This window comes from Pseudomonas sp. Emmai (genome assembly GCF_055179735.1).
Window position 1 is genome coordinate 3,618,911 of record NZ_CM143685.1, and the last position, 24,013, is coordinate 3,642,923.

The 24,013-nt window shown below is 52.2% G+C and carries 16 protein-coding genes, 1 tRNA gene and 5 pseudogenes; 13 read left to right on the plus strand and 9 right to left on the minus strand.

From position 1 onward, the window contains the following. Positions 1–128: 128 nt before the first annotated feature. Positions 129–980 (minus strand): DUF6710 family protein, encoded by an 852-nt coding sequence (locus tag ACY4LX_RS16550; RefSeq protein ID WP_463257074.1) that lies wholly within the window; start codon positions 978–980, stop codon positions 129–131. Positions 981–1,189: 209 nt separating this feature from the next. Between ACY4LX_RS16550 and ACY4LX_RS16555 the strand changes: the two genes are divergently transcribed. Both ACY4LX_RS16555 and ACY4LX_RS16560 read left to right on the plus strand, forming a co-directional pair. Further along, positions 1,190–2,680 (plus strand): DUF262 domain-containing protein, encoded by a 1,491-nt coding sequence (locus ACY4LX_RS16555; RefSeq protein WP_463257075.1) that lies wholly within the window; start codon positions 1,190–1,192, stop codon positions 2,678–2,680. Continuing rightward, positions 2,677–4,644, plus strand: coding sequence for a DUF262 domain-containing protein (locus ACY4LX_RS16560; RefSeq protein WP_463257076.1), 1,968 nt, complete (start codon positions 2,677–2,679; stop codon positions 4,642–4,644). Before ACY4LX_RS16555 ends, ACY4LX_RS16560 begins: the two co-directional genes overlap by 4 nt. A 180-nt stretch (positions 4,645–4,824) precedes the next feature. Here the strand turns inward: ACY4LX_RS16560 and ACY4LX_RS16565 are convergent. Continuing rightward, a pseudogene (locus ACY4LX_RS16565) lies at positions 4,825–5,062 on the minus strand (transposase); the annotation flags it as partial. A 293-nt stretch (positions 5,063–5,355) separates the two neighbouring features. Then, positions 5,356–5,919, minus strand: a complete 564-nt coding sequence (locus tag ACY4LX_RS16570) for a hypothetical protein (protein WP_463257077.1) — start codon at positions 5,917–5,919, stop codon at positions 5,356–5,358. Positions 5,920–6,089: 170 nt separating this feature from the next. Between ACY4LX_RS16570 and ACY4LX_RS16575 the strand changes: the two are divergent. Next, positions 6,090–6,386 (plus strand): annotated as a pseudogene (locus tag ACY4LX_RS16575) (hypothetical protein); the annotation flags it as partial. 73 nt (positions 6,387–6,459) lie between these two features. On the opposite strand, the gene ACY4LX_RS16580 reads toward ACY4LX_RS16575, so the two are convergent. After that, entirely contained in the window at positions 6,460–7,320 is an 861-nt protein-coding gene (locus ACY4LX_RS16580) for an exodeoxyribonuclease VII large subunit (RefSeq protein ID WP_463257078.1), read from the minus strand. Between the two features lie 1,044 nt (positions 7,321–8,364). Here ACY4LX_RS16580 and ACY4LX_RS16585 point away from each other — a divergent pair. From ACY4LX_RS16585 to ACY4LX_RS16595, 3 genes are all read left to right on the plus strand, one after another. Beyond that, on the plus strand, positions 8,365–8,790 hold the full coding sequence (locus tag ACY4LX_RS16585) for a LexA family protein (protein ID WP_463257079.1): 426 nt from the start codon (positions 8,365–8,367) through the stop codon (positions 8,788–8,790). Then, positions 8,783–10,063 (plus strand): translesion error-prone DNA polymerase V subunit UmuC, encoded by a 1,281-nt coding sequence (gene umuC, locus ACY4LX_RS16590; RefSeq protein WP_463257080.1) that lies wholly within the window; start codon positions 8,783–8,785, stop codon positions 10,061–10,063. Before ACY4LX_RS16585 ends, umuC begins: the two co-directional genes overlap by 8 nt. Positions 10,064–10,281: 218 nt before the next feature. Continuing rightward, positions 10,282–10,353 (plus strand) — tRNA-Arg (locus ACY4LX_RS16595). Between the two features lie 296 nt (positions 10,354–10,649). On the opposite strand, the gene ACY4LX_RS16600 is transcribed toward ACY4LX_RS16595, so the two are convergent. After that, a complete protein-coding gene (locus ACY4LX_RS16600) occupies positions 10,650–11,147 on the minus strand; it encodes a helix-turn-helix domain-containing protein (RefSeq protein ID WP_463257081.1) in 498 nt (165 codons plus the stop codon). A 94-nt stretch (positions 11,148–11,241) separates the two neighbouring features. Here ACY4LX_RS16600 and ACY4LX_RS16605 point away from each other — a divergent pair, with 94 nt between their 5' ends. From ACY4LX_RS16605 to ACY4LX_RS16615, 3 genes and pseudogenes are all read left to right on the plus strand, one after another. After that, positions 11,242–11,637 (plus strand): DUF6957 family protein, encoded by a 396-nt coding sequence (locus ACY4LX_RS16605; RefSeq protein ID WP_463257082.1) that lies wholly within the window; start codon positions 11,242–11,244, stop codon positions 11,635–11,637. A 210-nt stretch (positions 11,638–11,847) separates the two neighbouring features. Beyond that, complete coding sequence (locus ACY4LX_RS16610; protein WP_463257083.1) at positions 11,848–12,123, plus strand: hypothetical protein; 276 nt, start codon at positions 11,848–11,850, stop codon at positions 12,121–12,123. A gap of 104 nt (positions 12,124–12,227) precedes the next feature. Then, positions 12,228–12,611: pseudogene (locus ACY4LX_RS16615) on the plus strand (hypothetical protein). Between the two features lie 81 nt (positions 12,612–12,692). Here ACY4LX_RS16615 and ACY4LX_RS16620 read toward each other — a convergent pair. The 4 genes and pseudogenes from ACY4LX_RS16620 to ACY4LX_RS16635 form a co-directional block, all read right to left on the minus strand. Then, complete coding sequence (locus ACY4LX_RS16620) at positions 12,693–13,802, minus strand: ComEC/Rec2 family competence protein (RefSeq protein WP_463257084.1); 1,110 nt, start codon at positions 13,800–13,802, stop codon at positions 12,693–12,695. After that, positions 13,795–14,853 carry a hypothetical protein gene (locus ACY4LX_RS16625; RefSeq protein ID WP_463257085.1) on the minus strand — a complete coding sequence of 353 codons (1,059 nt, stop codon included), beginning with the start codon at positions 14,851–14,853 and terminating at the stop codon, positions 13,795–13,797. The genes ACY4LX_RS16620 and ACY4LX_RS16625 overlap by 8 nt, the downstream gene beginning before the upstream one ends. Beyond that, positions 14,850–16,004 (minus strand): caspase family protein, encoded by a 1,155-nt coding sequence (locus ACY4LX_RS16630; RefSeq protein ID WP_463257086.1) that lies wholly within the window; start codon positions 16,002–16,004, stop codon positions 14,850–14,852. The genes ACY4LX_RS16625 and ACY4LX_RS16630 overlap by 4 nt, the downstream gene beginning before the upstream one ends. A gap of 181 nt (positions 16,005–16,185) precedes the next feature. Then, positions 16,186–16,439: pseudogene (locus tag ACY4LX_RS16635) on the minus strand (DNA polymerase V subunit UmuC); the annotation flags it as partial. Between the two features lie 268 nt (positions 16,440–16,707). On the opposite strand from ACY4LX_RS16635, the gene ACY4LX_RS16640 reads away from it, so the two are divergent. The 4 genes and pseudogenes from ACY4LX_RS16640 to ACY4LX_RS16655 all read left to right on the plus strand — a co-directional run. Next, on the plus strand, positions 16,708–17,838 hold the full coding sequence (locus tag ACY4LX_RS16640; RefSeq protein ID WP_463257087.1) for a hypothetical protein: 1,131 nt from the start codon (positions 16,708–16,710) through the stop codon (positions 17,836–17,838). Positions 17,839–17,967: 129 nt separating this feature from the next. After that, entirely contained in the window at positions 17,968–20,136 is a 2,169-nt protein-coding gene (locus ACY4LX_RS16645) for an ATP-dependent nuclease (protein WP_463257088.1), read from the plus strand. After that, positions 20,133–22,118, plus strand: coding sequence for a UvrD-helicase domain-containing protein (locus ACY4LX_RS16650; RefSeq protein WP_463257089.1), 1,986 nt, complete (start codon positions 20,133–20,135; stop codon positions 22,116–22,118). Before ACY4LX_RS16645 ends, ACY4LX_RS16650 begins: the two co-directional genes overlap by 4 nt. 745 nt (positions 22,119–22,863) lie before the next feature. Further along, positions 22,864–23,382, plus strand: a pseudogene (locus ACY4LX_RS16655) (ATP-binding protein); the annotation flags it as partial. Between the last annotated feature and the right edge of the window lie 631 nt (positions 23,383–24,013).

A 24,013-nucleotide genomic window follows, 5' to 3' on the forward strand; every position in this document is an offset into this window, starting at 1 on the left:
GGATTCATTAGCGTTGTGCATTTTTCTATTACAGATTGGTTTCGTTGAATTCGGAACCGATTGTCATAGCTGATCTCTACCAAACTAGGCAACGACTACATGGGCATGGCCTTTCCCTAATCGTCTCATTAGAGTGGCTGCAACATCCGGGCACTTCCATACACGCAGGCTTGTTCGGTTTCAGCCTTGAATGCTGGAAAATTCATTTCTCTCATGACTCTCCCAATTTCAAATACGGCGGCTTTTCGCACATCTGTGACTGGTGCCATTCTTTTTCCGGTACGTGTATCGAAATAGTGCTTCCCATCGCAGTGAAGATCATCGAGCAAGTACGTCATGTCATACACATAGTCAGGCGTGACTTCACCTTCACCAGCCAGGATGCCGGCAGTGATGGAGTGGTTGCCTCCATGCACGAAGCCTATGCCCCATGGCAGCCAAAGCTCAATCTGGTGGTTATTGTCTTGGCGCCAAGCACCCTGATGAGTATTGTTCCATTTAGGTACATCTTCAATCGTTTTGCTGGAGCCAATCGTCGCTAACGCACAGATATATCGATCAACATTCCATGCCCACGGCAGTATTGTGTCGCGCGAAAGCCGTAGTCTGAATGTCATGCTCTCCAAGCGCACACCCCGCAAATTCATACCGTCAGCGGCGAACATCCGTGACCGTACAGAGTCGCCGAAAAAGGTATAAGCGTCGATGCCAAGCATCGCATCATGCCCACGCTCAGCCACGCCTAATAGGTATTCAGATTGGAGTGGGCGCAGGATTGCGCGCACCAGGTCAACTAAGCCCCTTGGGTTAGTTTCGGCGATAATCTTTGCGGTGTTCATCAGGGAATCGAAGCGGGCCTGAGGCTGTGATTTGAGTTTTCTCGCTCGTATTTCCGATCTCTCTTGATAGAAGCGATCCCACCAGCACAGAAGAGAGGATCGGCTAATGGAGTCACTTATAGATGGGATTTCTTCGGTCATTTCAATCCTTGCAATTCATATCTGGTTTTTCATTTTTTAACTTGATGGATTGACTGCATCCACCTTTTTTGCAAATGGACGGTTTGTACAGCGTAGAGAATTGTTCCCTGATATCATCGAGCCATTATTGTGGGTGATGCTGATTTTTTTGGCATTTCAAGAATGGAGTGAGCGCTCCTTGTGGAGCGGGATTTTGAAAGGACTGTTTCATGAATCAGGCCGTCAAGGATGGATATTTACTCCACGTCGAACCCAGCGCGGTTGATGGCATCGTGGTCGCAAGCACGTCGTTAGAAGAACTGTTCAGATCCGACAGAATAGTGGCCAGCGACGGTAGCTTGGTTTTTGGCAAGTTAAATCTTCCTGAGTACCAGCGCCCTTATCGTTGGGGGGGCAAGCAACTTGAACGAATGCTTCAGGACCTGCGAGTGTTCTTTCCCAAGAATGTAGGCCAACAATCGGCTCATTCCCACGATTTTTATCTAGGCAGCATCATTCTGCATCAGGTGGGAGGAACTGATCGCCGGCGTGGGCAGTTGAACATCATCGATGGGCAACAACGATTGACCAGCATGGCGTTGCTCCGTTTTTTGCAGTCGAGTGGAAAATCGGCACTCGATCTCCAGTTTTCTTCACCAGAAAGCCAGAACCGTATTCGCCGGAATCTCGCTTGGCTGGAGGCGCAGGAATTACCGCTGGTTGATTTCAGTCGAGTGAACATCAGTTTGGTGGTCACACGTTCAGAAGATGATGCCTACCGTTTTTTCGAAACTCAAAACACCAGTGGTGTGCGTCTAGGTGGGGCGGACATCATAAAGGCGTTCCATTTACGTAGCGTGCCCCGTGCTGGTCAGGATGCCTACGCCAGAACGTGGGAGTCTCTATCCGAACTCACGCCGCTGGTTGCCACGCTGATGAAATCTCGCTATTGGCAGAAACTAAAATGGCAAAATGTTGCTAGTGATCGAGAGCCGATCGCCGAACGTGAGCAGATTGTGGAGGAGTTGGCAGAGCGTACCCGTGCGAACGGGCGTGATGTGGCTTACCGCCCAGCGCAGATTTATCACGATGGCGATGGAGAATCTTGGCAAGCAATCAAGCCCGGATATGGTATGCGCCAACCCTTGAACACAGGGGCCAACACCATACGGTATGTAAATCATTTTCATGAGCTTCAAGACCGCTTGTTGATCAAGCGTGATATGCCGGAGCTTACCTCTTTCTATAGCTATTACGATCAGCTTGTCGTGAACGCCCAAGGCAGCATATTTCTGGGTCGATTGTATGACTGCGCGCTGTTGTTGTATGTGAGTCAATTCGGAACGTCGCAACTGCTTGAAGCAAGCGTGTGGCTCTTCCGGATGGTGTTTTCACTGCGACTGATCAATGAGGTCAGCGTGCGCGAAATGGGCGTTCAAAAGTTTGTACGTGAAAATCCCGTACTGGACTGGATTGCCAGCAGCTTCAACCATGAGCAGCTCATGCAGTACCTACGTGATTACCGCTACGAATTCAGCGATGTCGGTGTTCAAAGGAATAGCATCAAATCGCGTTTTATTAGATCGGTAGCCACAACGCTTGAATTGCACTTGCCTTGGGAAGACATGAAAGAAATGACTACGGACTACGATCGGCAACTGCGACATGCCCTTGAGTCGTTTCGTCCCGTTGAAGAAAGTCTCCATGGAGGTCGTCGATGAACGCTCGTGTCCTCTCTCAAGTCCAGACAGCTGCCGCGCTTTGTCTAAACAAGGTCGAGCTTGTGATCCCCAGTTACCAGCGCCCCTATGTTTGGCCTAGCGAAGACGTCGTCGGATTGCTGGACCAGATCATCAATGCCTGCATGACGGACGAAGACCACTACTACATTGGAACGGTGCTAACGAGTCGTATCCCTCATCGCCCCGGGTCTAGTGCTGCGATTACGTATGAGTTGATCGATGGCCAGCAGCGAATGACCACCTTGATGGTACTGGCGTTGGCATTTTTCGAGATATCGCCCACCAAACAGTTGAGAGAATTGACGGTGTTGGGGGCTACACCGCGATTGGTATTTGCGATCCGTGAGGAAGTCCAGACTCAACTCGGTATATGGGCTGGGTTGATAGACAGTGAGCAGTCAACGGATCTTGAGAAGAAGCCTTATCTGAAGCATCTCATCGCGGCCCATAAAGCCGCGAAGGATCGCTTGCAGATGCTGAGCAATGATCACGGCCCCTTAAAGCTCGCGGCGGTTGAGGAGTTTTTGTTCCACCGCGTCAAATGGGTGAACAACGTTATGCCTGCTGATATGGATCTAAACGGGCTTTTTGCGACACTCAACACCAGTGGCATTCAGCTGGAGCAGACAGACATCCTGAAAGCACGTCTGATGGACAAGATCGTTCATCACAGGGCGTGCTATGAAGGTATCTGGCAGGCCTGTGAGGACATGAATAGCTACTTCGAGCGTAGTTTGCGGCGTGTCTTTCCAGAAGCCGCTTGGGATCGAATGAGGTTCGCAAATCTTGAGTCCTACTCGCGAGAGCTCTTTTCTTTGGAGCGTCCGGTGGAGGGGCGTGGTAACGGTCTCACGATTGCCGAAATCAGCTTAAAGCGCGTGCCTCGAAATGACACCGACGCTGTATCTTCCGAAGAGACCGATGATGAAAGCGATGAAGGGAGCGTTCAGTCAATCATCAGCTTCGGTTTGCTGCTCATGCATACATATCGCATTTATCGACATCGACAGTGGGGCAAGGACATTGGAACTCCGCTCAATGACAGCCGCCTGAACAAATGTTTTGAGAACTTTGTGGTCAACGCGAGCGTTGTCCAAGCTAGGGAGTTCATCGAGTGCTTGTGGCAGGTTCGTTATCAGTTTGATTTGTGGGTCGTGAAGTGGGTGCGTTTGGCCGAGGAGAAGGAAAAGCATCTTCGACTGACCACAATCAACAAGCGTACTGTCGGTAAATTGAGCGCCAGCCGTGTCCCGGAATTGCACACACCCGATCTTGCCCAACTTCAAAGCGTGCGTTATTTCACCGGTGATCGTAGTGCGCAGTATTGGTTAACCCCGTTACTAGGGGCACTGATCGACAACCCCACCATGAACCCCAATCAGGTAGACGTGTTGCTGGAAAGGATCGACAACCAGCTGTCGATTATTCCCGAGACAAGCACCCAGAAGGCGGCCAGCTTCGCATTGCTGTCGGGCGACTGCGTTTCTTCAGGTCACTTGTCGGACAAGATTGCCTATTTAAAAGAATCCAACGGCACAGGCTTTGAGCATTATTGGTTCCAGAAGGTGGAATACATTCTATGGCGTGAGCGCAATAAGCTGGGCTGTTTCCAAAAAGAGTCGCTAGAGAGCTACCGGATAGCGTCAAGGAATTCGGTTGAGCACGTGCACCCTCAAAATGAAGAATTCATGAACCGTCTTGAGGATGATTATCTGCATAGCTTTGGCAACCTGGTGCTGTTGAGTCCCGGCGAGAACTCGTCTTACAGCAATCAGGCTGTTCTGAAGAAGCAGGCGGACTTCCGAGCTAAGCCTCGTTATGACTCGTTGAAGCTGGCGCATATGTTTTATGTGTTGGGTAAAGGAGAGTACTGGGGGCGGGAGCAAATTGAGCGTCATCGAGGAGAAATGATCTCAATGATTGAGGCCCACTACCTAAGGTAATCGGGTTTTAGCTAAACAATTTGGTGACCTGGGAGGTGGCGATGAGGTTCTGGCGTTTCCTTCTCCCGGGTATTACCAAACAGTTTCGATAGGGTTTTCCATGCTCAACGATCTGCGTGGATAGCTCAAGCCAAGGTCTACGATGCGTGTGTACGATGCTGTATCAAAGTACGCGGCGGCCTTTTTTAAGATATCTCGCTCTTCAGTGACTTGTTTGAGTTCCGCTCGCAGACGACGCAGCTCAGCATGTTGAACATCGTCCAGTTGCCGTTCTTCTTGAGGTTTTCTGTAGCGTTTTATCTAGGCATGGAGGCTATGCGTCGACACGCCAAGACGAGCCGCTACATCAGCTACAGATTTCGGTTACTTGATTGACCGTTTGGATTCTGAATTCATCGAGGTAACGCGGGTTGCTCATGGCACCTCCTAATTGGCCTCATTTTAAGGCATAGAGGTGTCTACGAACCCCGGGCGATTCCCTTCACGCTTCCATTTGTTGGGTGGTGAGTTGGGATTACTCGTGGTGAATTTAGCTAGCTTCGCAATGTCCCGTGTGGACAGAGAGTCAGCGCTCGCCAATACGGTATTTCGGCCATGGCTAGCATCAGAGCGTCCTTGAGGACTGCCGGCTGAATGGGCACTTTGGGTGTCAGTGGCGTGACAGTCTGCTCACCAGATTGCCTTCTGGGTCTTAGATTGGTTCCCTGCCGGTTACTGGGCTTGGAGGTGGGCTTCGAACTCGGTGACCGCATCCCTGCGTAGCCACCGGTTGATTTCCTTATCCCTGATCGGACCGTGGTGATTCACGGTGAATCTGAGCAGCCTGGCGCAATACTCGATGGCGAACCTGTGATTCGATTTGGTCTCAGTCCTGAATCTGTTGCAGTCGGCCGTGCCGGCCGCTTGCAGCAACAGGTCCCTCAGCGAGGCATCAAAGTCCATCGAGTCACCTGAACATTGGAAAATGCCGGCTTCCTCCGTGCAGGGGGTATTGGAGTTTGGATTGTTGGTATCCACTCCCTCATTCCAATCCCAAGAGCTTTCGAATCCGCCCAGGACACGAAGTACTTCCAGCATCGTTGCTTTCCTATGCAGGAGACTTTGCCAGGGCCCAAGGTCGGCAACGACGCTGGAGTAAATATCGGTGCGCTGGTTCGGCACAAAGATCTCATCTGGCGCGTCTCTTGCCCACGTGATGAGTTCTAACAAGAATGACTCCGGGGCCGAGCCTCGGTCATGAACTTTGGTTCTGCACGCGACAAGATCAGTCGACATGGCTTCGCTCCCTTCCTGTGCATTTGAACTGCCCTAAGTGGAGAAAGCATAGTCGCATCCGGGCATGCAGGGCTGACCGACATAAACCTCCCGAGCAGAAGCCGTTTGTCTCCCCAAAATCGCTCACGCAATAAGGCATCAATCGTCAGTTAATGGCTGTTGCTACATCGCTATTGCCTGCCATGTTGAAAGCCGGATCGATGCTGGATCTGTCAGTCAGCGTGCGGATGTTCGTGCTGTTTTCCGGAGCGCTGTCGGGCGCGTCCTGGCTGTATGCCGCCATGCTCGGTGATGGTCAGCCACTGGCATGGAAATACTCGCTCAGCGAGTTGTTGATGGCTCATACGATGATGATCGTACTCGGGTTTGCGTCGATGGCAGCATGGGCCCTGTGGGTGCGGGGCCGGAGCGTGGTAGTGCCGGTTCAGGACGGTTCATGGCAGCTCGCCGGCATTCAGCCACAGTGACCTGACGAAAATCTAGCGATGGGGAATGCCGCGGGCACGCGCGGCTGCTTTACTCACTATCCCTTTGGATGTTTCAGGCCTTCCAGAGGATTATGAGCAACAATCCGATAACCCAAGGCCAATGGCGCTTAACAAACGCTATCGAATCGCTTCGGGAAGCCATTTCATTTCCTTTCACTTTGCTATCTTTTTCCTGTCGAAGTTCAGTCTCTAGTTTGTCAAATGCCCCAGAGATGCGAGCGAGTTGGTCCCGCAGGTGTGTACCTGCTGCTGCGGGAACAGATGCCGAGAAATCACAAAGTAGGTCAGCCATCGCTAGGTCAGCGGTATGTCCGATCCCCAGTATTCGATACCCCGGAAAAGAAGCCAAAGCTTCTAGCACTAAGGGGTCATTGAATGCGGCGAAATCAGCGTCGTCGCCGCCTCCTCTGATCGTGACCAAAACCTGAGCAGTGCTTTCCTCTATTGCCTTGGCTACGGCCTCAGCCGAACCAATTCGGACCGGTACCGGAGTTATGAGGCAGCGCTGGCTTTGGTCGCCTAATGCGGTTGTGAAATCCTCATCGACCCGTGCGTGGGTTGTTGAAGGATAAATTAGAGACACGGACAGTGGGGCCCGTTGAATCGGGAATGGGTGCCGCCTCGACTTTAGACTCCGCAAGTATTGAATGTCGTGGACGAATTGACGACGTTGCTGCGTCATCTGTGTGCCTTCAAAGTGGCGAACATCAACCACTTCCAACTTGAAGGACAGCGCGCCTCTGTAGACGTTTGCTAAGGGGAATCCAACCACTTCCACGAAGTCGCCATTTTGAAATCCACTCATCAAACTCAGTGCGCCATCCAGGACGACTGTGCCTTCATTTTCCAACTGAAAAGCGTACAGTTTTTGCCATCCTTTGGTCTCGCTAGCGAGCCGCCGCTCCTCAAGCATACGTAGCGATCCACAGGTTCTAACGAGTAGATCAGGCTCTTTCCACTTCGCGAGTTCTCGACTAGCAATTGAGGTTAGTAAGCTGTCTAACTCTCCAGCATTTAGGATAGGGATAGGTCGGTTTTCAAGGGCTGAATTCATAGCAATCCGTGTCACTTTAACGTCAAAGACACCCATAAGATTGGGGGAGTAGTCTAGCTGGAACTGGTTTTGGGCAATGGTGCAAGCTGATTTTCGGCTCTGCTAAGGTTGGGTCTCTTTATGAAAAACACCGGACCGACAGTCCAGCAAAAACGCCCGCTGAATTTGGGGACTGGTAGTCGGGGGAGGGGGAGCCGCGTCCGGCGTTGGCTCAGCAAATAGGTGCGCTCGAAGACCCGGGATAGAACAGAAACGTGCGTGATTTTTCAGTTTAGCCTCGGTGCCCTCAGATCCGTATCGTTTGAAAACCGAGGATACAGTTGGGGTATTAGCCCCTCTGATTACTGGGCACCCTACGGAACTACTGAATCAAGCGGGGCTACAGCTTGGCCTATACGCTCGCCTGTACAACTCGTCGCGTAGCCCCAGCAGGCGGCACATACCCTTCCATGCACATGATTCTGCCCCTGAAAAATAATTGTTGGAGTTACGCAACCTCGTGCGAAACCTTGTGTAGCTGTGATGGCTTCACCTGTAGTGGATAAAAACGCTACGCTTGCGCGTCCTACGTGCGCATACGTTTGCGCAAATGAATGCACAACAGGGAGTGCATTTCCCATGCTTCCATTTGGATGTGGCATGTCTTCTCCTAGGGTGATAACGGTTAATTCAACAGCGGTCCACGAGGGTAGCTTGAGGGCATATTGATTTCAAACAGCACGATGTTAGCGGAGATCACAGCGAACAGTGCGGAGTATCAAAATGGCATGGGCTGGCGACTTCAACATTTTGGATTCTGGGTCGCAGTGGATCCGCTTGTCGTAAACATTCCGATGAAAATTGACCGGCACGCTGCTTCGACGTTAACTGTACAAAAATACAGTATGTGTAGAAGGCGTCTCAATGAGCGTTACCATCGTCGGTCCTCTCGCAGAAGGCGGCATCAAGCTCCCTCGCTGCTCATTTCGCGTTCCAGCAGGCTTTCCCTCGCCGGCGGCCGACCACATCGAGCAACATATCTCCTTGGACGAGATTCTGAATATCCGAGCGCCTCACGTGTACCTGATCTCCATAGCGGGGGACAGCATGCAAGGCGCTGGGATCTTCGACGGCGACTTGGCCGTTGTCGATCGCGCGTTGGAAGCGGGCCACAACGACATCGTGGTGGCCTTGCTGAACAACGAGCCCATGTGCAAGCGATTGTGCAAACGCGGCACCCAGATGATTCTACTTTCAGAGAATCCTAAATACCCTCCTAGATACGTCCTAGAAGGGGACGAGCTTTCCATCTGGGGTGTCATCACCAGCAGCGTGCGCAGCCATGTCTAAAAGGTTGGAGCCGGTCTTTGCGTTGATTGATTGCAACAGCTTTTACGCCAGTTGCGAGCGCGTGTTTCGGCCGGACTTGGCTCGTGTGCCCATCGTTGTGCTGAGCAACAACGATGGCTGTGTCATTGCCCGCAGCTACGATGCCAAACCCTTCGTGAAAATGGGTGAGCCGTACTTCCAGATCAAGCACAAGCTCAAGCAACACGGGATCGTTCCGTTCTCCTCGAACTACGCACTGTATGGCGACATGAGTGAGCGTGTGATGACGCTGATCGAATCAATGGTGCCGGCGGTGGAGGTCTACAGCATTGACGAGGCCTTTGCTGATTTGACGGGCATCTCGAACCTGGATGCGCTCGGGCGTCGAATTCGTAGCCAGGTGCTGCGTTGTACGGGTATTCCCGTCGGCGTAGGGATCGCCCATACGAAGACGTTGGCCAAGCTCGCGAACCACACCGCAAAACGCCTTCAAGCTGAAACGGGTGGAGTGGTCGACATCTGTGAGCCCTTCAAGCGTGATTGGGTACTGCGCAACACAGATGTGGCTGAGGTATGGGGTGTCGGTCGGCGCATGAAAATGCATTTGGATGCGCTGGGTATCAAAACCGCAATGGATTTGGCCAAAGCTGATCCGTCGATGCTTCGCAAGAAATTTAGTGTCGTGGTCGAAAAGACGGCCAGGGAATTGGCCGGCACGCCGTGCCTTGAACTGGACGAGCCCGATCCGCCGAAGCAGGAGATCTGCTGCAGTCGAATGTTCGGAAAGCGCCTCACGGAACTACCCCCGATCAAGGAGGCGGTTGCTACCTACATGATGCGCGCATCGGAGAAGCTTCGTGCTCAGGGTTCGGTGTGCAAGAAAATCCGTGTCAGCATCCGCACGGGTATGTTCAACCCTGATGAAGCCAAGTTTGCGAACGGGGTCGTAGTGGACCTGCCATATCCAACCGATGATGTAAGGCTTCTGACCAAAGCTGCAGTCGATGTGCTTGATCGTGTGTACCGGCCGGGGTTCAAGTACAGCAAGGCCGAAGTTTTACTTCTCAATCTTTGCCAGCCAGGCGAGTACACGGACGATTTGTTCGCGATCTCACAGCCATCGGAGGCTACCAAGGTTATGGCTGTGTTGGACAAGATTAATGGGCGGTGGGGAAGGGAAACGTTACGCGCAGCGAGCGTGCCGAGTAACCCTGATTGGGCGATGCGACGGGAGATGATGAGCCAGAGCTTCACCACTAGGATTGATCAGCTTTGGACGGTTCATTGCAGATAGGCCACTCCTAAGGGGAAGGTTGGCAGTTCTTATCTGGGTTACTCACCAGACTCCTATTGGGGGTGGCGTGTTGATAAGGAGTGGTCAAAGCCGATTCATCTGTACGAGGACATGCGCGGACTAATTGCTACATCGCACACTGCTCATGGTCTAACGCGTTGTTTTTACAGTAATTCGCTTGAATCTGAGGATAAAAGCAACCAAGATATCCCTGTAGAGTCCTCTTAGTTCAACGGATAGAACGAGCCCCTCCTAAGGGCTAGATGCTGGTTCGATTCCAGCAGAGGACACATCCTCCGCAGTTGCTTTCGCTCCCGTCCCGAGTCTTTTGATAATCATCTAGCAATAAGCTACGCGCACTGTGCGCACTCTTCGTCCTTCTCCTTTCGTTACCGATTCCATGAGAAAGCTCCGTCAACTAGAAGGCGCTCTGGAAAGTGTTTAAGCCGAGGCGCCACAAGGCTGCTGTCGGGGGGAGTTTTCCGCCCGCCTTTCAGGAATATGCTGCTGAGCGATCACGCCTTATCTAAAGATGGGGCAGTAGCTTCGATGCTGGTGACGGTTGATAGGACGCAGTCTTCTTCCGTCAATTGGTAATGGTTTGATGCCACAGCCGCCTTAAGGTGCTCTCTGGAAGTCCGAGCTCTTTCACCGCCTGGGATTGACTGAGCCCACGCTTCTTCAGCTCCTGCACCGCCAACCATTTTTTCCTGGCTTCCACGACGCTAGGAGCGGCCATGACTTGTGGTTCTGATGGGAGCTGGGTATCCGCTAGCCCTAGGGCTTCTGCTTCGGCCAGCGCAGCGAGAAGCGCTTCACGCACCGTGCGCTTCTCATGGGAGGCAGCCGCGAGTGCCAGCAAAGTGATTGGTTCTACATTCAGCGCCGAGGCAAGACGGGCACTCATGTCGACGGTCGCTGAGCTTCTACCGAGCTCTAGCTCGCTCACGTGGGCCTGTGTGATCGAGCCCGCGAGTTTTGCTTGAGACAAGCCTTTCCGAGTGCGAAGCAGTTGAACCACTGCTGCATAAGATTTCCGCAACGACATTTCACTATCCCAATAAAAAGAGACGGTATGTCGCATTTGCCTGCCGCCGCACAAACAGATATATTTGTATGTGTGGCGGTATTATGCCTCAGCTGCTAATTATCGAATATTGACAGAGAGGGATCGGGCCGTGGATGGGATCATCGAAGACGGTTTGTTGGGCGATCTTGGTATCAGTCTGATGGGTTCTGACCTAGGTCTAGAAGCCGTGATGGCTGCAGCCAGAAAGCGTTACAAGTGGATGCCCCTCTGCGCCGTAGAAGAATGGACAATCCTAGACGCCATCGTCACCGACGAAGAGCGAGCCAAAGTAGCCGCCGCAGGCTGCCAACCAATCTTCATGTTTGCCCACAAAGTTGTGGATGACGAGCAGAGGCGTTTCGAGCCAGGCCATTGGGTGCGCTCAAGCATGGGCACCGCTTTCAAAGAAGGCTACTTATTCGAAACACGCAACACGGTCTACGTGTTGCTCGGGCCAGGCCATCGTAAGTCTGCTTCTATCGAAGCAATATTTGCCCTTTTCTGATTACCCATCGGTTCTGCTGGGCAACTGACGTGCTCCAGCAGCTTGAGGCGACACATGTTCAGAACCTTAGACAACGACCTGATAGGCCTCCCAGGAATGTTCGGGGAGGGCGTGTCCCATTGGCGCGGAGTCTCAAGGCTGCTCCGAACGCCTTGGTATCACTTAACCCTTAGCGTCGAAAACGAGGGTCGGCTCAGCGAGTGTGCGGTGATGATTGACGACACCCACCAGCTTCAAAAAATGTTGGTAAGCCAAGGTGCGGATTTAGCTATCACCGAGATTATGGCTGTGACGCCATCTTGGATGAATAAGTCCGGAGGCTGGCAGATGGAGCGGTTAACCAGAGTAACCGTAGGTGAGGACAGGTCTGGTTCTGAGGTTTGCTTGCTGGAAGTGGCTAAGGGGGCGGTGTATCACACCTCACACCAGCGAGACTTCGAGATTGAAGCGCTGGCCAACCTGGGCCCGTCTTTCTCTCAAGCATGATTCGATCTGCCTGAAATTTACCAGTAATCCCCCACGGTACCAGCGCGCCTGGTTGCGTGTGCAATTCTTGATAACTCCCTACAGGCCGCAACCGGAGCCCAACAATGCTCGACACCCTAGATGTGAATTTTCACGGCAAACGCCATACAGATTTTGATCTCAAGCGAATTATAAAAGCTCAGGCCTAGGGCTTCGATGAACCGGTGACCGCTTACCTTTGCGGAGTTTCCATCAAGGCTCGCGCTGGCATCGGTGTGGTTTTTGGCCACAAGCGCAAAGACCAGTACGGGCGGTTTGGCGATGGCCACCTGATCAGGACTTCTGACGTGTTGAAGGTCGAGCGTTAGGGGCAGTTCTGGGTGATGACAACTGTCAACTCCAGGTATGTAGTCGCCACCTTCCAGCGCGGGAGCGGGCGTGCCAGCCTGCGTGAGTTTCTGGGCTTAGCAAAACGCCAACCCCACTTCACTCCACATACCCTTCAGTAAATGTGATGTTGGCCGTGTAACGACCGAGGCCTTTAGGTTTGATGCGCTAGCAGCGGGTACGACCAGCCCTGGATTGCTTCGTTACAGCGGTGCGTTGCGTGAGCTGAAGGTCAATGTGAGTCCGTGCTCGCTATCACCATAGCTCGTAACATAGTCGAATTTCTTACGCCACTCATCGTTGTTCCATCTCTCGTTTATTTTGCTTTGGATGTTGAAACCGATACGTGCCGGGCGCGCAGCGCTGTGATGGATAAGCTTTGCAACTGCCTCATCATCGGGGTGTCGAAAACGATTGCCCTCTGTTGAAATGATCCAGTGATCGCACACTACGCTTTTAACTAGCTTGCTGGAAATATTTTTGCTGCTGCCATGATGCGGAACTTTAAACGCATCAAGCGTCATCGGCTTCGTCGAATCTATACTTTCGATAGCTTCCACTAAATCGGACGCATACGCATCGCCGCTCAACAATACGCGATTACCTTGATACTCAATCAGCAATGCAATACTGCTACCGTTTGCTCGGCTTTTATCGGTTTTGGTTGTTTTAGTGGCGAGCTTTATTAGGTCTTGCATGCTTCTTAGGGTGAGCTTCTTAGATGCACCTAGAGCTTCAAGTTCGCCCTCTTCACCCCTATCTTTTTCTTCGTACTTGGCCAATGCTTCACGCCATTCCTTTTGCCAGGTTGGCAAAAGCTGCTTAAGGCGCTGTGGCGTAGGCCCTAGTACCGTAATTCGCAACTCATCAGCAAGTTCTATGACTGGAGCTGGCTTGCTTGGGTCTCTACATATCGGCCCGCCATCAAATTGGAGATTCCATGGCTTATCTTTGAGCCATTCGCTGAGCATTTCACCTTTGACTGCACCCAATTCTTCAAGTGAGTCTGCATTTGGATTGTAATCGAGGTGAGCTAAGCCATTGAACCAGAAGTCCTTTATGGACAGACCTGGAATAGGCGCATTGTCAACCAACGCTGAAAGAGCGCCATTGATGTGATCACAATCGATATGGGTGACGACAACCAGCTCAAAATTACGCCCGTTTTCAGGAAGGGCTTCTAACCGCTTACGAAGCGCAAGTCCTGTTTGCACCGTTCCCATATCGATCAGCATTTGGAAAGCCAAATCCTTTCCCCATCGTAGCCAAATCGAGTCACCTTCGCGCGCGGGGAGAAATTGTATTTCAAGCATTGCTGTTTTCCGTCGAGGTTCTGCACAGGTAAATCGAATTCCAATCTACATCAGGCGCGATCTTGGCAATGTTCGTTAGCGCTTTGTGGCAAAGAGCAACGTTACCGGCTTTAGGTGCGTAACGAAGCAGGCTCATCAGTATGGAGAATGATTCGGTATAGAGGATTCGTTCCTGGCTCGCTTCATAAGCCAGCTGAATAGCTCTCTCGCGCTCGCTAGGCTTTGCCATCAAAACGTTGGCAAGCAGTATTTTAGCGTCTGGTAACCAAGGGAACTCAGTGCTGAGCTCTTCTAATTGGTTCTTGTATGCACCAAGCCTTCCAGTTTTTTTAAGTATAAGAGCAGCTAAGATCGCCCCGGTAGGGTCGACGTATGTATTCATCAGAGTGTGAATTGCTCTGCCTGCAAGCCTCGCCGCAGGGCCAATTTGCCCTGAGATGAACAAACTTTCCAAGGCAGCCGATAAACTCCTAGTTTGAGAAATGTTGATCTGTAGGTTGTTTTTCGGGCCTTCTGAAGATGTTTTGATGTGGCAAGTAACTGATAGGTGATGGTCGCCAGCACTAATAGGAAGGCTTACTTCGAATAGCTCATCACCCTTTCGAATAATCGCGTAAGCGACATGTTCCATCTCCTCGTGGTGACGGACAATCCAGAAACCATCTTCAGGGTAGATGGTGACATCACTGCTCGCGCTAACTAGCTTGAAGTTTTGTGTCGGAGTTTCAAGCCTTTGTATTTGTTCAGCGGACAGAAATTTGAACGCTAATTCTGGGGCGTCTGGCTGAGTTGGCAGCTTTGGTTCGAGCAATACATTAGCCGTTTCAGACGCGATTACTTTGACTGTTTGTTTCTGTCGTTTTCCATCTTCAAGGACAGCGCTTATTTCGTAAATTCCTACAGGAAGGTCAAATACTCGCTTATTGCTCGTTGAGAGGATCAGAATAAGATCGTCATTTCTAATCTCGATAGGTGTCGCAGTTCCACCAAAATTGACCCTGGATTTAACATGGACTTTCACTTGGCCGTGCTTTGTATTTTCAGGGTTCATTTCAGTGGTAGCTCCATCTCACTGGTAGGCGGTTCGATGCTGAAGCAATCCACTTGATAATCTGGAGGAGTGACTGTAGTGACCTCAACTACATAGATGCCCGCGCGGACTTTGGTTTTAGCTGGCCAGTTATTCAGAGTATTTCCTACCTTCTTGCCTTTCAGCTTAAGATCCGCAGAGTAGTTGTCAGGATCTTGTGTTGGGCAGATGGTAACTATAAGGTTTACGTCAGGCGGAGATAGGCACTCATGTAAACACGCTTTGATCGGACGGCCACCGACGTCTACTTTTTGTTTTTTTCCTTTCGCTGAGGCGATAGCCTCTACTGCGGGCGTCAAATAATCGATGAGGCTAGTCGTGCTCACGCGCCATGTAGGGTCGTTTGCTACGTCGGTTTTCGCAGCATAACCTTCCCTGAGACCAGCCATTAACACTTCGTTAAAAAGCGTGACTTTATTAGGCGTCCCGTACGCGGTCTGTCCGCTGGAGGAGGAGAAAAACATCGGAGAGGCGACAGTCGATTCGGATCGGCTGACGTCGAATTCCAGGATTCCAGCCAGTTTTTCGTAATCCTCTTTGTCTGGTGCAAGGCCGCGACATAAATCCAGAAACCAGAACTGCGCGTGTGCGGAGCCCTCATTGTCCATGGCCTTATTTAAGGCGGTCATGTCAACAGCGCCTGTATATTTCTTCCGGTTGTGAAGTGGATTTCCAAAGTCACTCAGAAGTAAAACAGCACCGTCTTTGGTGAATTGCACTCCATGTCCAGCGACGTAGACAACTGCGATGTTTTCAGGATGCTGCTCGGAGGCATCCATGAAATCGAGAAAGGCCTGTTCGACGTTCGCGCGGGTCGGTGTGTGATCGCCTTTCATCAGGCTTTGAACCGCAGGGTGGATGACTTCACTCGGCGATTCAGCAAGGAGCACTCTCAGGCTGCGCAGAGGAAGTCCTGGCAGATTATGGCCATCCATAAGCCAAGCGGCGAATTCCGATGCCGATCGAGCGGCAGATGATAACTGCTTCAACCCTAGGTGTAGGGTATCGGGGTTTTCATCGTGACCACCCTCCAGAAACTGGTATGCACTGATGCCGATGACAAGAGCGTGGGTGCCAGGCTCCGTCAGATCCTCAGGTAATAACAACGGCATGTAGAAGCTCACTCATCCTAGGATGCCTCAAACCTCTATCATATCAAACAGCTAGCATCAGTAGCGGTTCCGCAAGTATTTCTCAGTAGCACTTGTGCGGCATGGAACGGAAAGGGCTCAAAGCGTTGGCACGCTTGGCCGCGACAGAGGTGCCCATTGGCAGCAATTTTAAGACACCCAAATCAGGCGCCGCCGGCAAGCTGGCCAGCCGAAGAACACCCTTTTCCCGACGATCTTGATCTCATCCAGGATGGTCATCACTTTGTCCGCCGTAACTGGCTGAGAATGTGCAAACAGGCCATCAGTGAATTCGCCCGGCTGTCGCAAATCCATCAGCAGAGCCTCGGCCTTGCTGTACTTGAAACCCGGTCGGAAGAGGCGATTGACGGCTTCGGTCGCAGCCTTGGTAATGAGCAGAACGTCTTTTGTCGGGTAGGCGCTGATGTATGGATCTTCATATCCAGATCAGCCGCTTCCCTTTCAAGCTGCGCGGAAGTTTCCCAGTAGGTATCGCCCGCAACAGCTTAACCGAAGTCACTATTGCCCTAGTTGCACACGCTAAACGCGCCTCGTCCATCACGTGGAACTGGTCGCAGTTGGCAGAAAGCGCTAGCTTTGGCATTCGACAGCCACGTACTGTCGTCCTGCTATCAGTCAGGCTTCTTTCCGGAGCGTGGCTACTGCATTCAAATGGAGTGTTGAAATGCCATTAACCGCCTTCTCCGCCTCTCGCCAAATGGAATTGGATGTAGATCAACTCCTGCAATATCTCGCCGATAGTCATCAGCGGGGTAAGTTGAAATCAAGGGAGCCGATTCCGGATACTTGGAAGCAGACAATTCATAGTGATCTCGAATGCCCTGCGTGTTTTGTGAAGGGGGCGGAGGTCGTCAGGGCTTCGAGCTCGAAGGTAACTGGGGATGCAATAAAACAGGCGTACTTCCGTTTTCCTGGAGGGCACCACCCATTTTGCGACTTTGCCATTTTGCCGCCTGGCGAAGCGCCGCAAGGGTTAGTGCAACTAATCTCGACTGCACGGGACGGGGTATCTAGGGCGATACGGGATTTAGTTTGCAAAGGAATTCAAATCGGCGCGCTGGATCAAGTCAAGATCAGGAGCATGCGTGAGTGGTTCCACCACAAAAAACTAAGCTCACAGTTCGACGTAAACCTGGATCAGCAGGTTCTGCATTGGGTCGGTGCGGTGCAGGCCGGAGCTTGGCCGGTTAAGTACCAGCCTCAGTGGCTGACGGTTAACCAGGAGCTCCTGAGTATTCCTGGTTTTGATCTTGGGACGGCCACGAAAGTGATGCTGGCCCGCCGTCACGAGTCGCTGCTCACGTATCTTTTCGAGCGTACGGGCATGATCAGGCCGTTGGTTTCTCGAATTGCAAAGCTCGCGAGTGATCATCAGGGCCAGCCAGCTTTTGACCCAACCACACTAAAGGTTGAGTACGACGCCACGCTTGCACTGGCGCAATTCATATCACATCACTACGAGCCACTGCGCAGAGCAATGGGCAGGAGGTATGGTGCCATGCAGGGAAGTAAACCCTTGATGGCGTTTACCGCGCTGTTGCTCTTTCTCAACGATTGGAATCTGAATCAGGCTGCGGCGTTTTTTGCTCGGATCGCCAGTTACCAAGGGTATGTCGATCAGAGCCTCGGTAATGTCATGGGGCTTAACCCGTTTCATGACTATGAGGCGTGGTCGGCGCTCAAAGTTATCCAAGAAACACCAGCGTCTGACATCGGCCCCTATAACTTGGCACATGGCTGGAAGGAGTGGAGCGAAGAAACAGCTGCTGCCCTCCGAAACGGACAGACCTTCTGAGGCTCAGAGGGGCGAATAATGGCCCACCGATCTTGAGCTGATAGCTGCTGAGTAGTACCGCATAATTTCAAGAAATGGATTCTTTAGGCCTGGCCCACTGCATCGCATTTCAATGACAGGAAGACATGGATGTATTTGTCAGCACTCAAAATTCAAAATTTCCGGCAGTTTGGCGCAGATCAAGACAGTTTGGTCATCGAATTCAATAAGGGCGTTACTGCGCTCGTTGGCGAGAACGATGCAGGTAAGTCTTCGGTTATCGATGCTCTGCGACTCGTCCTCCAGACCCGTGACGGCGAATACGTTCGCCTGCAGCCGGAGGATTTTTACATCGCTCGTGACGGGAATCAGGCTCATCAGATCATCATTGTTGCGAAGTTTTCAGATCTCACTACGGCTGATCAGGGGGCTTTCTCAGAGTATGTGACATTCAAAGACGGCAAGGCTGTTGTGTACGTCCATTGGGCTGCACGTCGAATCAGTGATGATGCGCTGGCGCGACGCTGGGTAGATATTGCAGTACGAAGCGGCCACAACGGTGGTGGGCCGAGTCTCGATAATAATGTACGGCAGTTGTTGGCCGCAGCCTATTTGCGACCACTGCGCGATGCTGCGCGTGAGATGTCCCCTGGACGGAGCTCACGGCTGTCACAAGTATTGAAAAACTTTCCAGATATCAAGAGCGGCAGCGATTTCGATAGTACGCAGCCCATTGCGGATCTGGATCCTGCTTCATTAAGCCTCGCGGGTTTGGCCGAATATCTTCGCCATCTGGTTAACCTTCACCAGGGAATTAAGACAGCTCAGGACTCGGTCAACAACGACTACCTATCGCACTTAGCCCTTGAGGGCGACGAACTGCAAGGCCAAATCAACTTTGTCGAGGGGGGCTCAGAACCGGCGCGCTTGAGGCAGATTCTTGAGCGCTTGGAGTTGAGCTTGCTCGACCAGGAGTCGGGGGATCCCCGGGGCAAGTATGGGCTTGGATCCAATAATTTGCTGTTCATGGCATGCGAACTGCTACTGCTCGGGCGAGAGCCAGATGGGCTACCTTTGCTTTTGATCGAAGAGCCCGAAGCTCACCTTCACCCTCAGCGACAGTTACGCCTGATGGAGTTTTTGAGCGTTGCTGCAGGGCCTGAGAATTCCTCCCAGAAAAAAGTTGAAATCTCGATAGAGTGCGACAGTCAGGAACATGCTGGTACTCAACGCCGATCCTATAGCTGGGCGGATGCTAAGGTCGCTACAGCAGTGCTGCCTCCTGAACCAGCGGAGCAGCCCTCAGATGACTCAGAGAGCAAAAAACAATCTCGACCCGTTCAGATCATCTTAACGACACACAGTCCCAACCTTAGCTCAAAGATTCCGCTGGATAATCTGGTGCTCATGCATCGCCACAAAGCGTACTCGCTCAGCAAGCAGCACACGAAGTTGGATACCAGTGACTACAGATTTCTGGCGCGTTTTCTGGACGTGACCAAGGCCAACCTATTCTTCGCGCGTGGTGTGCTTATCGTGGAAGGTGATGGTGAGACTATCTTGCTGCCGGCGTTGGCGAAACTCTTGGGCAGAGACTTCACGCGATATGGTGTGTCGGTGGTAAACGTAGGAAGCACCGGCTTGGGGCGTTACTCGCGAATCCTTCAAAGAGCGAATCCGGAGAAAGGGATATTGGCTTTACCGGTTGCCTGTCTGGCTGATATGGATGTCATGCCAGATTGTGCACCGGTCATCTTGGGACGAGTGAAGGATGATGATGACGCTGCATGGGCTTCTACGTCGCGTCGCTGGAAGGCCATCAGGGACTTTGGGGATGATGAAAATACTCAGCAGGTCGCGTTGGAAAAGCGGCGGCAACAACTCAAGTCCCACGACGGGCAAAACGTTAAGACTTTCGTCGCTGGTCAATGGACGCTTGAGTATGACCTCGCGTTCGCGGGCCTTGCCCGGGAGGTTCTCATTGCTGCCAGGCTGGCAGAAAACGATGACGCGCTCAACGAAGAGAAGAAAGAACCTGAAGAAATCATCCAGAGTGCTGAGGCGGAGTTTCACACACTGAAAGATTCGGCTGAATCCATGGCACACCTGTGCTCTCACATTTATGCGTTGTTCCACCGCAAGAAAGCGTCCAAGGCGATCACGGCGCAGTATCTGGTGGACTTGCTTGAGGGGCGACTAGGTTTCAAAGCGCCACCCCAAGAGCAACTCGTGCAAGCCTTGCCGACCTACCTTACCGAAGCCATCACCTACGTGACATCCGGCCTGGAAGCGACCCAGCCGGCGAGACCTGATCAATGATTGGGTTCAAGGATCTGGTGCCCCAGATCACCGACGAAGATATCTCCTGGGTTGTCGATCTGCTGAGCCTCAAGGAGCTTGATGAGCGACGGCTGGCTTTCCTTAGATCAAGAGAGACCTTGGACATCTCGGCCTGCCCTGGAAGCGGCAAAACTACTTTGGTGGTCGCTAAGCTTGCAATCCTTGCGCGCAAATGGACGAGCCGAACCCGGGGCATTTGTGTGCTGTCACACACCAACGTCGCACGCCAAGAAATTGAACATCGATTAGGCGGTACGGAGGTGGGCAGGCGCCTTCTTAGCTATCCCCATTACATCGATACGATCCATGGTTTCGTGAGCCGTTTTCTAGCTACCCCATGGCTGCTTTCCGCCCAATACAGGTTCACCGCCATTGATGATGAACTGACACACCGGATGAGATTCAACTGCATGAACAGCGCGGATAGACGGGTATTTCGCGATTTTCTTGGCTACCGGAAGTTTGATACCAAGAAGCTTCGCCTTAAAAGCGCAGATTTTCATACCCCCGTAATCGACGGCAAGTTTCCAAGCGGGCCAACGACTCGCATGTACAAAATCATGTCATCTGCCATGGGAGAGGCTGCCAAGCGAGGATACTTCTGCTATGACGAGATCTTCGTATTAGGAAAAGCCCAATTAACAGAAAGACCAAGCGTAGCAGAAGGGCTCCGGCATCGTTTTCCCTGCGTAATCATCGATGAAATGCAGGACACGTCGGCGATGCAAAACGAATACCTGAGCACTATCTTTCCTCGCCACAACCCAGCAATCTGTGTGACTCGTGTGGGTGATCCTAACCAGGCGATTTTCGATTCTGACGTCCATTCCAAAGGCAGTGATTTTCCGGATTCCACACGCTCGATTGATATCGCCAGTAGCTTCCGTTTCGATCCTTCGATCGCATCTCTCGCCGATACGTTTGCCTTCTTTCCAGTTGCTGGCAGCCTTTGCGGGTTGCGAGAGCGAGATCACGATCCGCTCCCGCACACCATATTTGTTTTCCCAGATGGTGACTGCAGTGGTGTGCTTGATGCGTATGCCCAGCTTGTTCTGGATCACCTGCCGGCAGCATTGCTTCCAAAGGCTAAGGTCGCCGCGCTGGGATACACGCACAAGGAAATTGATCCCGATGGAGATCCTGAACATTACCCCAAGACAGTAGGGCATTACTGGGAACCCTACGAACGCAACGCTGGCCGCACTGGATACAGGCCGTCGACTCTCGTGGAGCGAGTGCGTCTTGCTAGGCGACACATTTCGAAAGGCGAGACCGCGCATCACGGAGTGGAGGAGATTGCCAGAGCATTACTCCATCTTGTGAACCTTTCAAATTTGTCCACCAAGCTCAAGGTCGGTGCTCGGCAACACGTACAGGTTCAGCAGCTATTCACCGAAGCGAAAGACCTGGAGCGTTACCAGCAGCTTGTTGTTGAGGTTCTATTTAAGGGGGATGTGCTTAGTTGCGAACGTTGGTTGATTCTTTCTCAACGCTTTTGGGATCTTACGAAAATTCTAGCCTGTACGAATGATAAAACCGAAGCAGCCCAAGACTACCTGGGATGGGTCGTGGAGAACCAGGAAGGACTACAAGAGCGCGTAGTCGGCTTGTCTGTAAACACATATCGAAGTGTTCATGAGAAGGGCGCCGTCGACATCAAGCTTGGCTCCATTCATTCGGTAAAGGGGCAGACTCACACCGCGACGCTTGTGCTTGAAACCTTCAGTCATGAGCCGTTTCTCGACAGCTTAATGCCCTGGGTTTTGAGGAAGCGTGTACATGGCCATAAAAGGCTTGGGGTGCGAGATACGCAGCGGCTCCTTGCGATGTACGTGGCAATGACTCGACCGACGCATTTACTTTGCTTGGCGATCAGCAATCGAACGTTGGTAGGGGATGAACAATTTCAGCCTAACTGTCAGGCACTCATTGATCTTGGGTGGAACGTCCAGCATCTCTGACGATCAATGGCGCCATCGCGACACGTCTGCTGAGCTGTTGATGCGCGCCATACTCCTTGGGATAGACGCGTTGTGGGAGAGCAGTGGTGTGAATCTGGACTCTTGCTACCATCGTGAAAGCTCAAGGGCATTGGGCATTGGGCATTTTCGGCATTATCTGCAGCATCTAAAGTGAGATTGAAAAATGCAGTCCAATGATCACGCACATCCAGACGTCGTCCTCGACCCTGCTCAGTTGAAGCGGATTGAAGCCGTTCATAAAGGATTTCTGTACCAACACTTGTACGCCGTAGGTTGCCTTTTTCTGGCACAGGCTTCCGGGGTACGTGAGGTGCTGGTCGAATTGGATGAAGACGTCGAGCTCAGCTTAGATTCCGGGCGAGTGTATGTGCAGGTGAAAACGCGCTCGCGCGGGATCATGCCTGGCGACGTCTCAGGCGCTCTGGAGCGATTCGACCTCATCAGGCATGAACATATCTCGAACCGACGCACCGGGGCGGCTCAATTTGTCATCGTCGCGAATCAGGCGCTTGGGGAGACGCTTCAGTCGGAGGTGGATAAGGGGAGCGTGCCTGCTGATCTGCTGTACCTCTACCCGGAAGCTAAACTCAATCGACCAGAGTGGCTTCCTCCCGCTTGGAGAGACGTTTCGGAGGCTGCGCAGTGGTGTATGGCACAAGCCGAGAAGCTTCACTTTTCGCTGTTATCACCAGCCTCGTTGACGTGGAAAATGGCAGGGTTGGTGATGCTTGCCTCGGCTGCCGGGAACGGAAACTCGAGGCATGCGTTCCTCAGCTCGGAGCTGTCTGATCTGTTCGAACAAGTAATTGTTCAACTTCAGGATTTTCCTTCGCCTCCCCAATCTTATAGGCCTCAGCAGGACGAGCCCTCTCTCGATTCTCAGGAGCGGGTTCGGATAATTTGCGGATTGTCTGGTGCGGGTAAAACTACCTGGGCCTCGCATGCGGCCTTGCATAGTGTTGAGCGGTGCGCCTATTACGATGTTGGCGATCTTCCTGGCCCTTCCATCGCAGGCTCTATTGTGCGTGAGCTGGTCTCGAAATACGCGAAGGATGATCCGGACAAGGTAAGGCAGATACTCATGCCGGGGGCTAGCGGCTACGAAGCAATGCGAGTCTTCGACCGTTTCCTAGAACAGGATGGGATGGGCCTAGTAGTTGTGGTAGACAATGCTCATCGTGTCCCTGTCGCCAACATGCGTGACCTCTTGAACGCGACTCGGCACGTTCGTTTTGTTCTCTTGTGCCAGCCTCATGAAAATGTGCGTGAGCTCGAAGCTGTCTTGGGGCTGAATCGTGAGAATCTGCTCGGCTGGGATCTCGATACCGTGGCTCGTGCGGTCAGTGATGCCGGGGGCGCTGGTAGCCCACAAGCCCTTGATCGGCTGCGTGCTTACTCAGGGGGGCTACCCCTGTATGTCGATAGCGCAGCAAAAATTGCTGTCTCCGAATACGGGGGAAGTATTGATGCGCTCTGTGCTGATCTTGAACAGCAACTCAACGTTGTGGAGACAGCGCAGGAGATCATTCTCACGCGTGTCTTTGAAGGCTATGACGAGGTCACTAAAAATACATTGGCGGTCATCAGTCTTGCCGACGTGGGGCTTACGCAGGAAGAGGTTATTCGCCTGCTGACAACCGCCCTTGACCTAACGAAAACTGGTGCGGCTGTTGCGATTAAAAAGATCCAGGCTACGGGCACGGTTGAGGTCTTTGGCGCCAAAAGTCTCAAAGTCCATGATGCTGTCCGGGCGATAGGCCTCCGACACCTAGAGCTCATGGGGGCATCCCTGATAAATACAGCTCTACTGACTTTGAAAGAGATTTTGGTCGCTGGACTGGAGAGGGATCGGGATACCTCAAGGTTTTCACTTC

What these genes read in the sequence shown, in the direction of transcription:
- umuC (WP_463257080.1), top strand. Translation starts at nt 8,783, where the DNA reads ATGTCTAAAAGGTTGGAGCCGGTCTTTGCGTTGATTGATTGCAACAGC.
- ACY4LX_RS16640 (WP_463257087.1), top strand. Translation starts at nt 16,708, where the DNA reads ATGCCATTAACCGCCTTCTCCGCCTCTCGCCAAATGGAATTGGATGTA.
- ACY4LX_RS16610 (WP_463257083.1), top strand. Translation starts at nt 11,848, where the DNA reads ATGATTGACGACACCCACCAGCTTCAAAAAATGTTGGTAAGCCAAGGT.
- ACY4LX_RS16580 (WP_463257078.1), bottom strand. Translation starts at nt 7,320, where the DNA reads ATGCTTGAGGAGCGGCGGCTCGCTAGCGAGACCAAAGGATGGCAAAAA.
- ACY4LX_RS16550 (WP_463257074.1), bottom strand. Translation starts at nt 980, where the DNA reads ATGACCGAAGAAATCCCATCTATAAGTGACTCCATTAGCCGATCCTCT.
- ACY4LX_RS16645 (WP_463257088.1), top strand. Translation starts at nt 17,968, where the DNA reads ATGTATTTGTCAGCACTCAAAATTCAAAATTTCCGGCAGTTTGGCGCA.
- ACY4LX_RS16570 (WP_463257077.1), bottom strand. Translation starts at nt 5,919, where the DNA reads ATGTCGACTGATCTTGTCGCGTGCAGAACCAAAGTTCATGACCGAGGC.
- ACY4LX_RS16620 (WP_463257084.1), bottom strand. Translation starts at nt 13,802, where the DNA reads ATGCTTGAAATACAATTTCTCCCCGCGCGCGAAGGTGACTCGATTTGG.
- ACY4LX_RS16630 (WP_463257086.1), bottom strand. Translation starts at nt 16,004, where the DNA reads ATGCCGTTGTTATTACCTGAGGATCTGACGGAGCCTGGCACCCACGCT.
- ACY4LX_RS16600 (WP_463257081.1), bottom strand. Translation starts at nt 11,147, where the DNA reads ATGCGACATACCGTCTCTTTTTATTGGGATAGTGAAATGTCGTTGCGG.
- ACY4LX_RS16625 (WP_463257085.1), bottom strand. Translation starts at nt 14,853, where the DNA reads ATGAACCCTGAAAATACAAAGCACGGCCAAGTGAAAGTCCATGTTAAA.
- ACY4LX_RS16650 (WP_463257089.1), top strand. Translation starts at nt 20,133, where the DNA reads ATGATTGGGTTCAAGGATCTGGTGCCCCAGATCACCGACGAAGATATC.
- ACY4LX_RS16560 (WP_463257076.1), top strand. Translation starts at nt 2,677, where the DNA reads ATGAACGCTCGTGTCCTCTCTCAAGTCCAGACAGCTGCCGCGCTTTGT.
- ACY4LX_RS16585 (WP_463257079.1), top strand. Translation starts at nt 8,365, where the DNA reads ATGAGCGTTACCATCGTCGGTCCTCTCGCAGAAGGCGGCATCAAGCTC.
- ACY4LX_RS16555 (WP_463257075.1), top strand. Translation starts at nt 1,190, where the DNA reads ATGAATCAGGCCGTCAAGGATGGATATTTACTCCACGTCGAACCCAGC.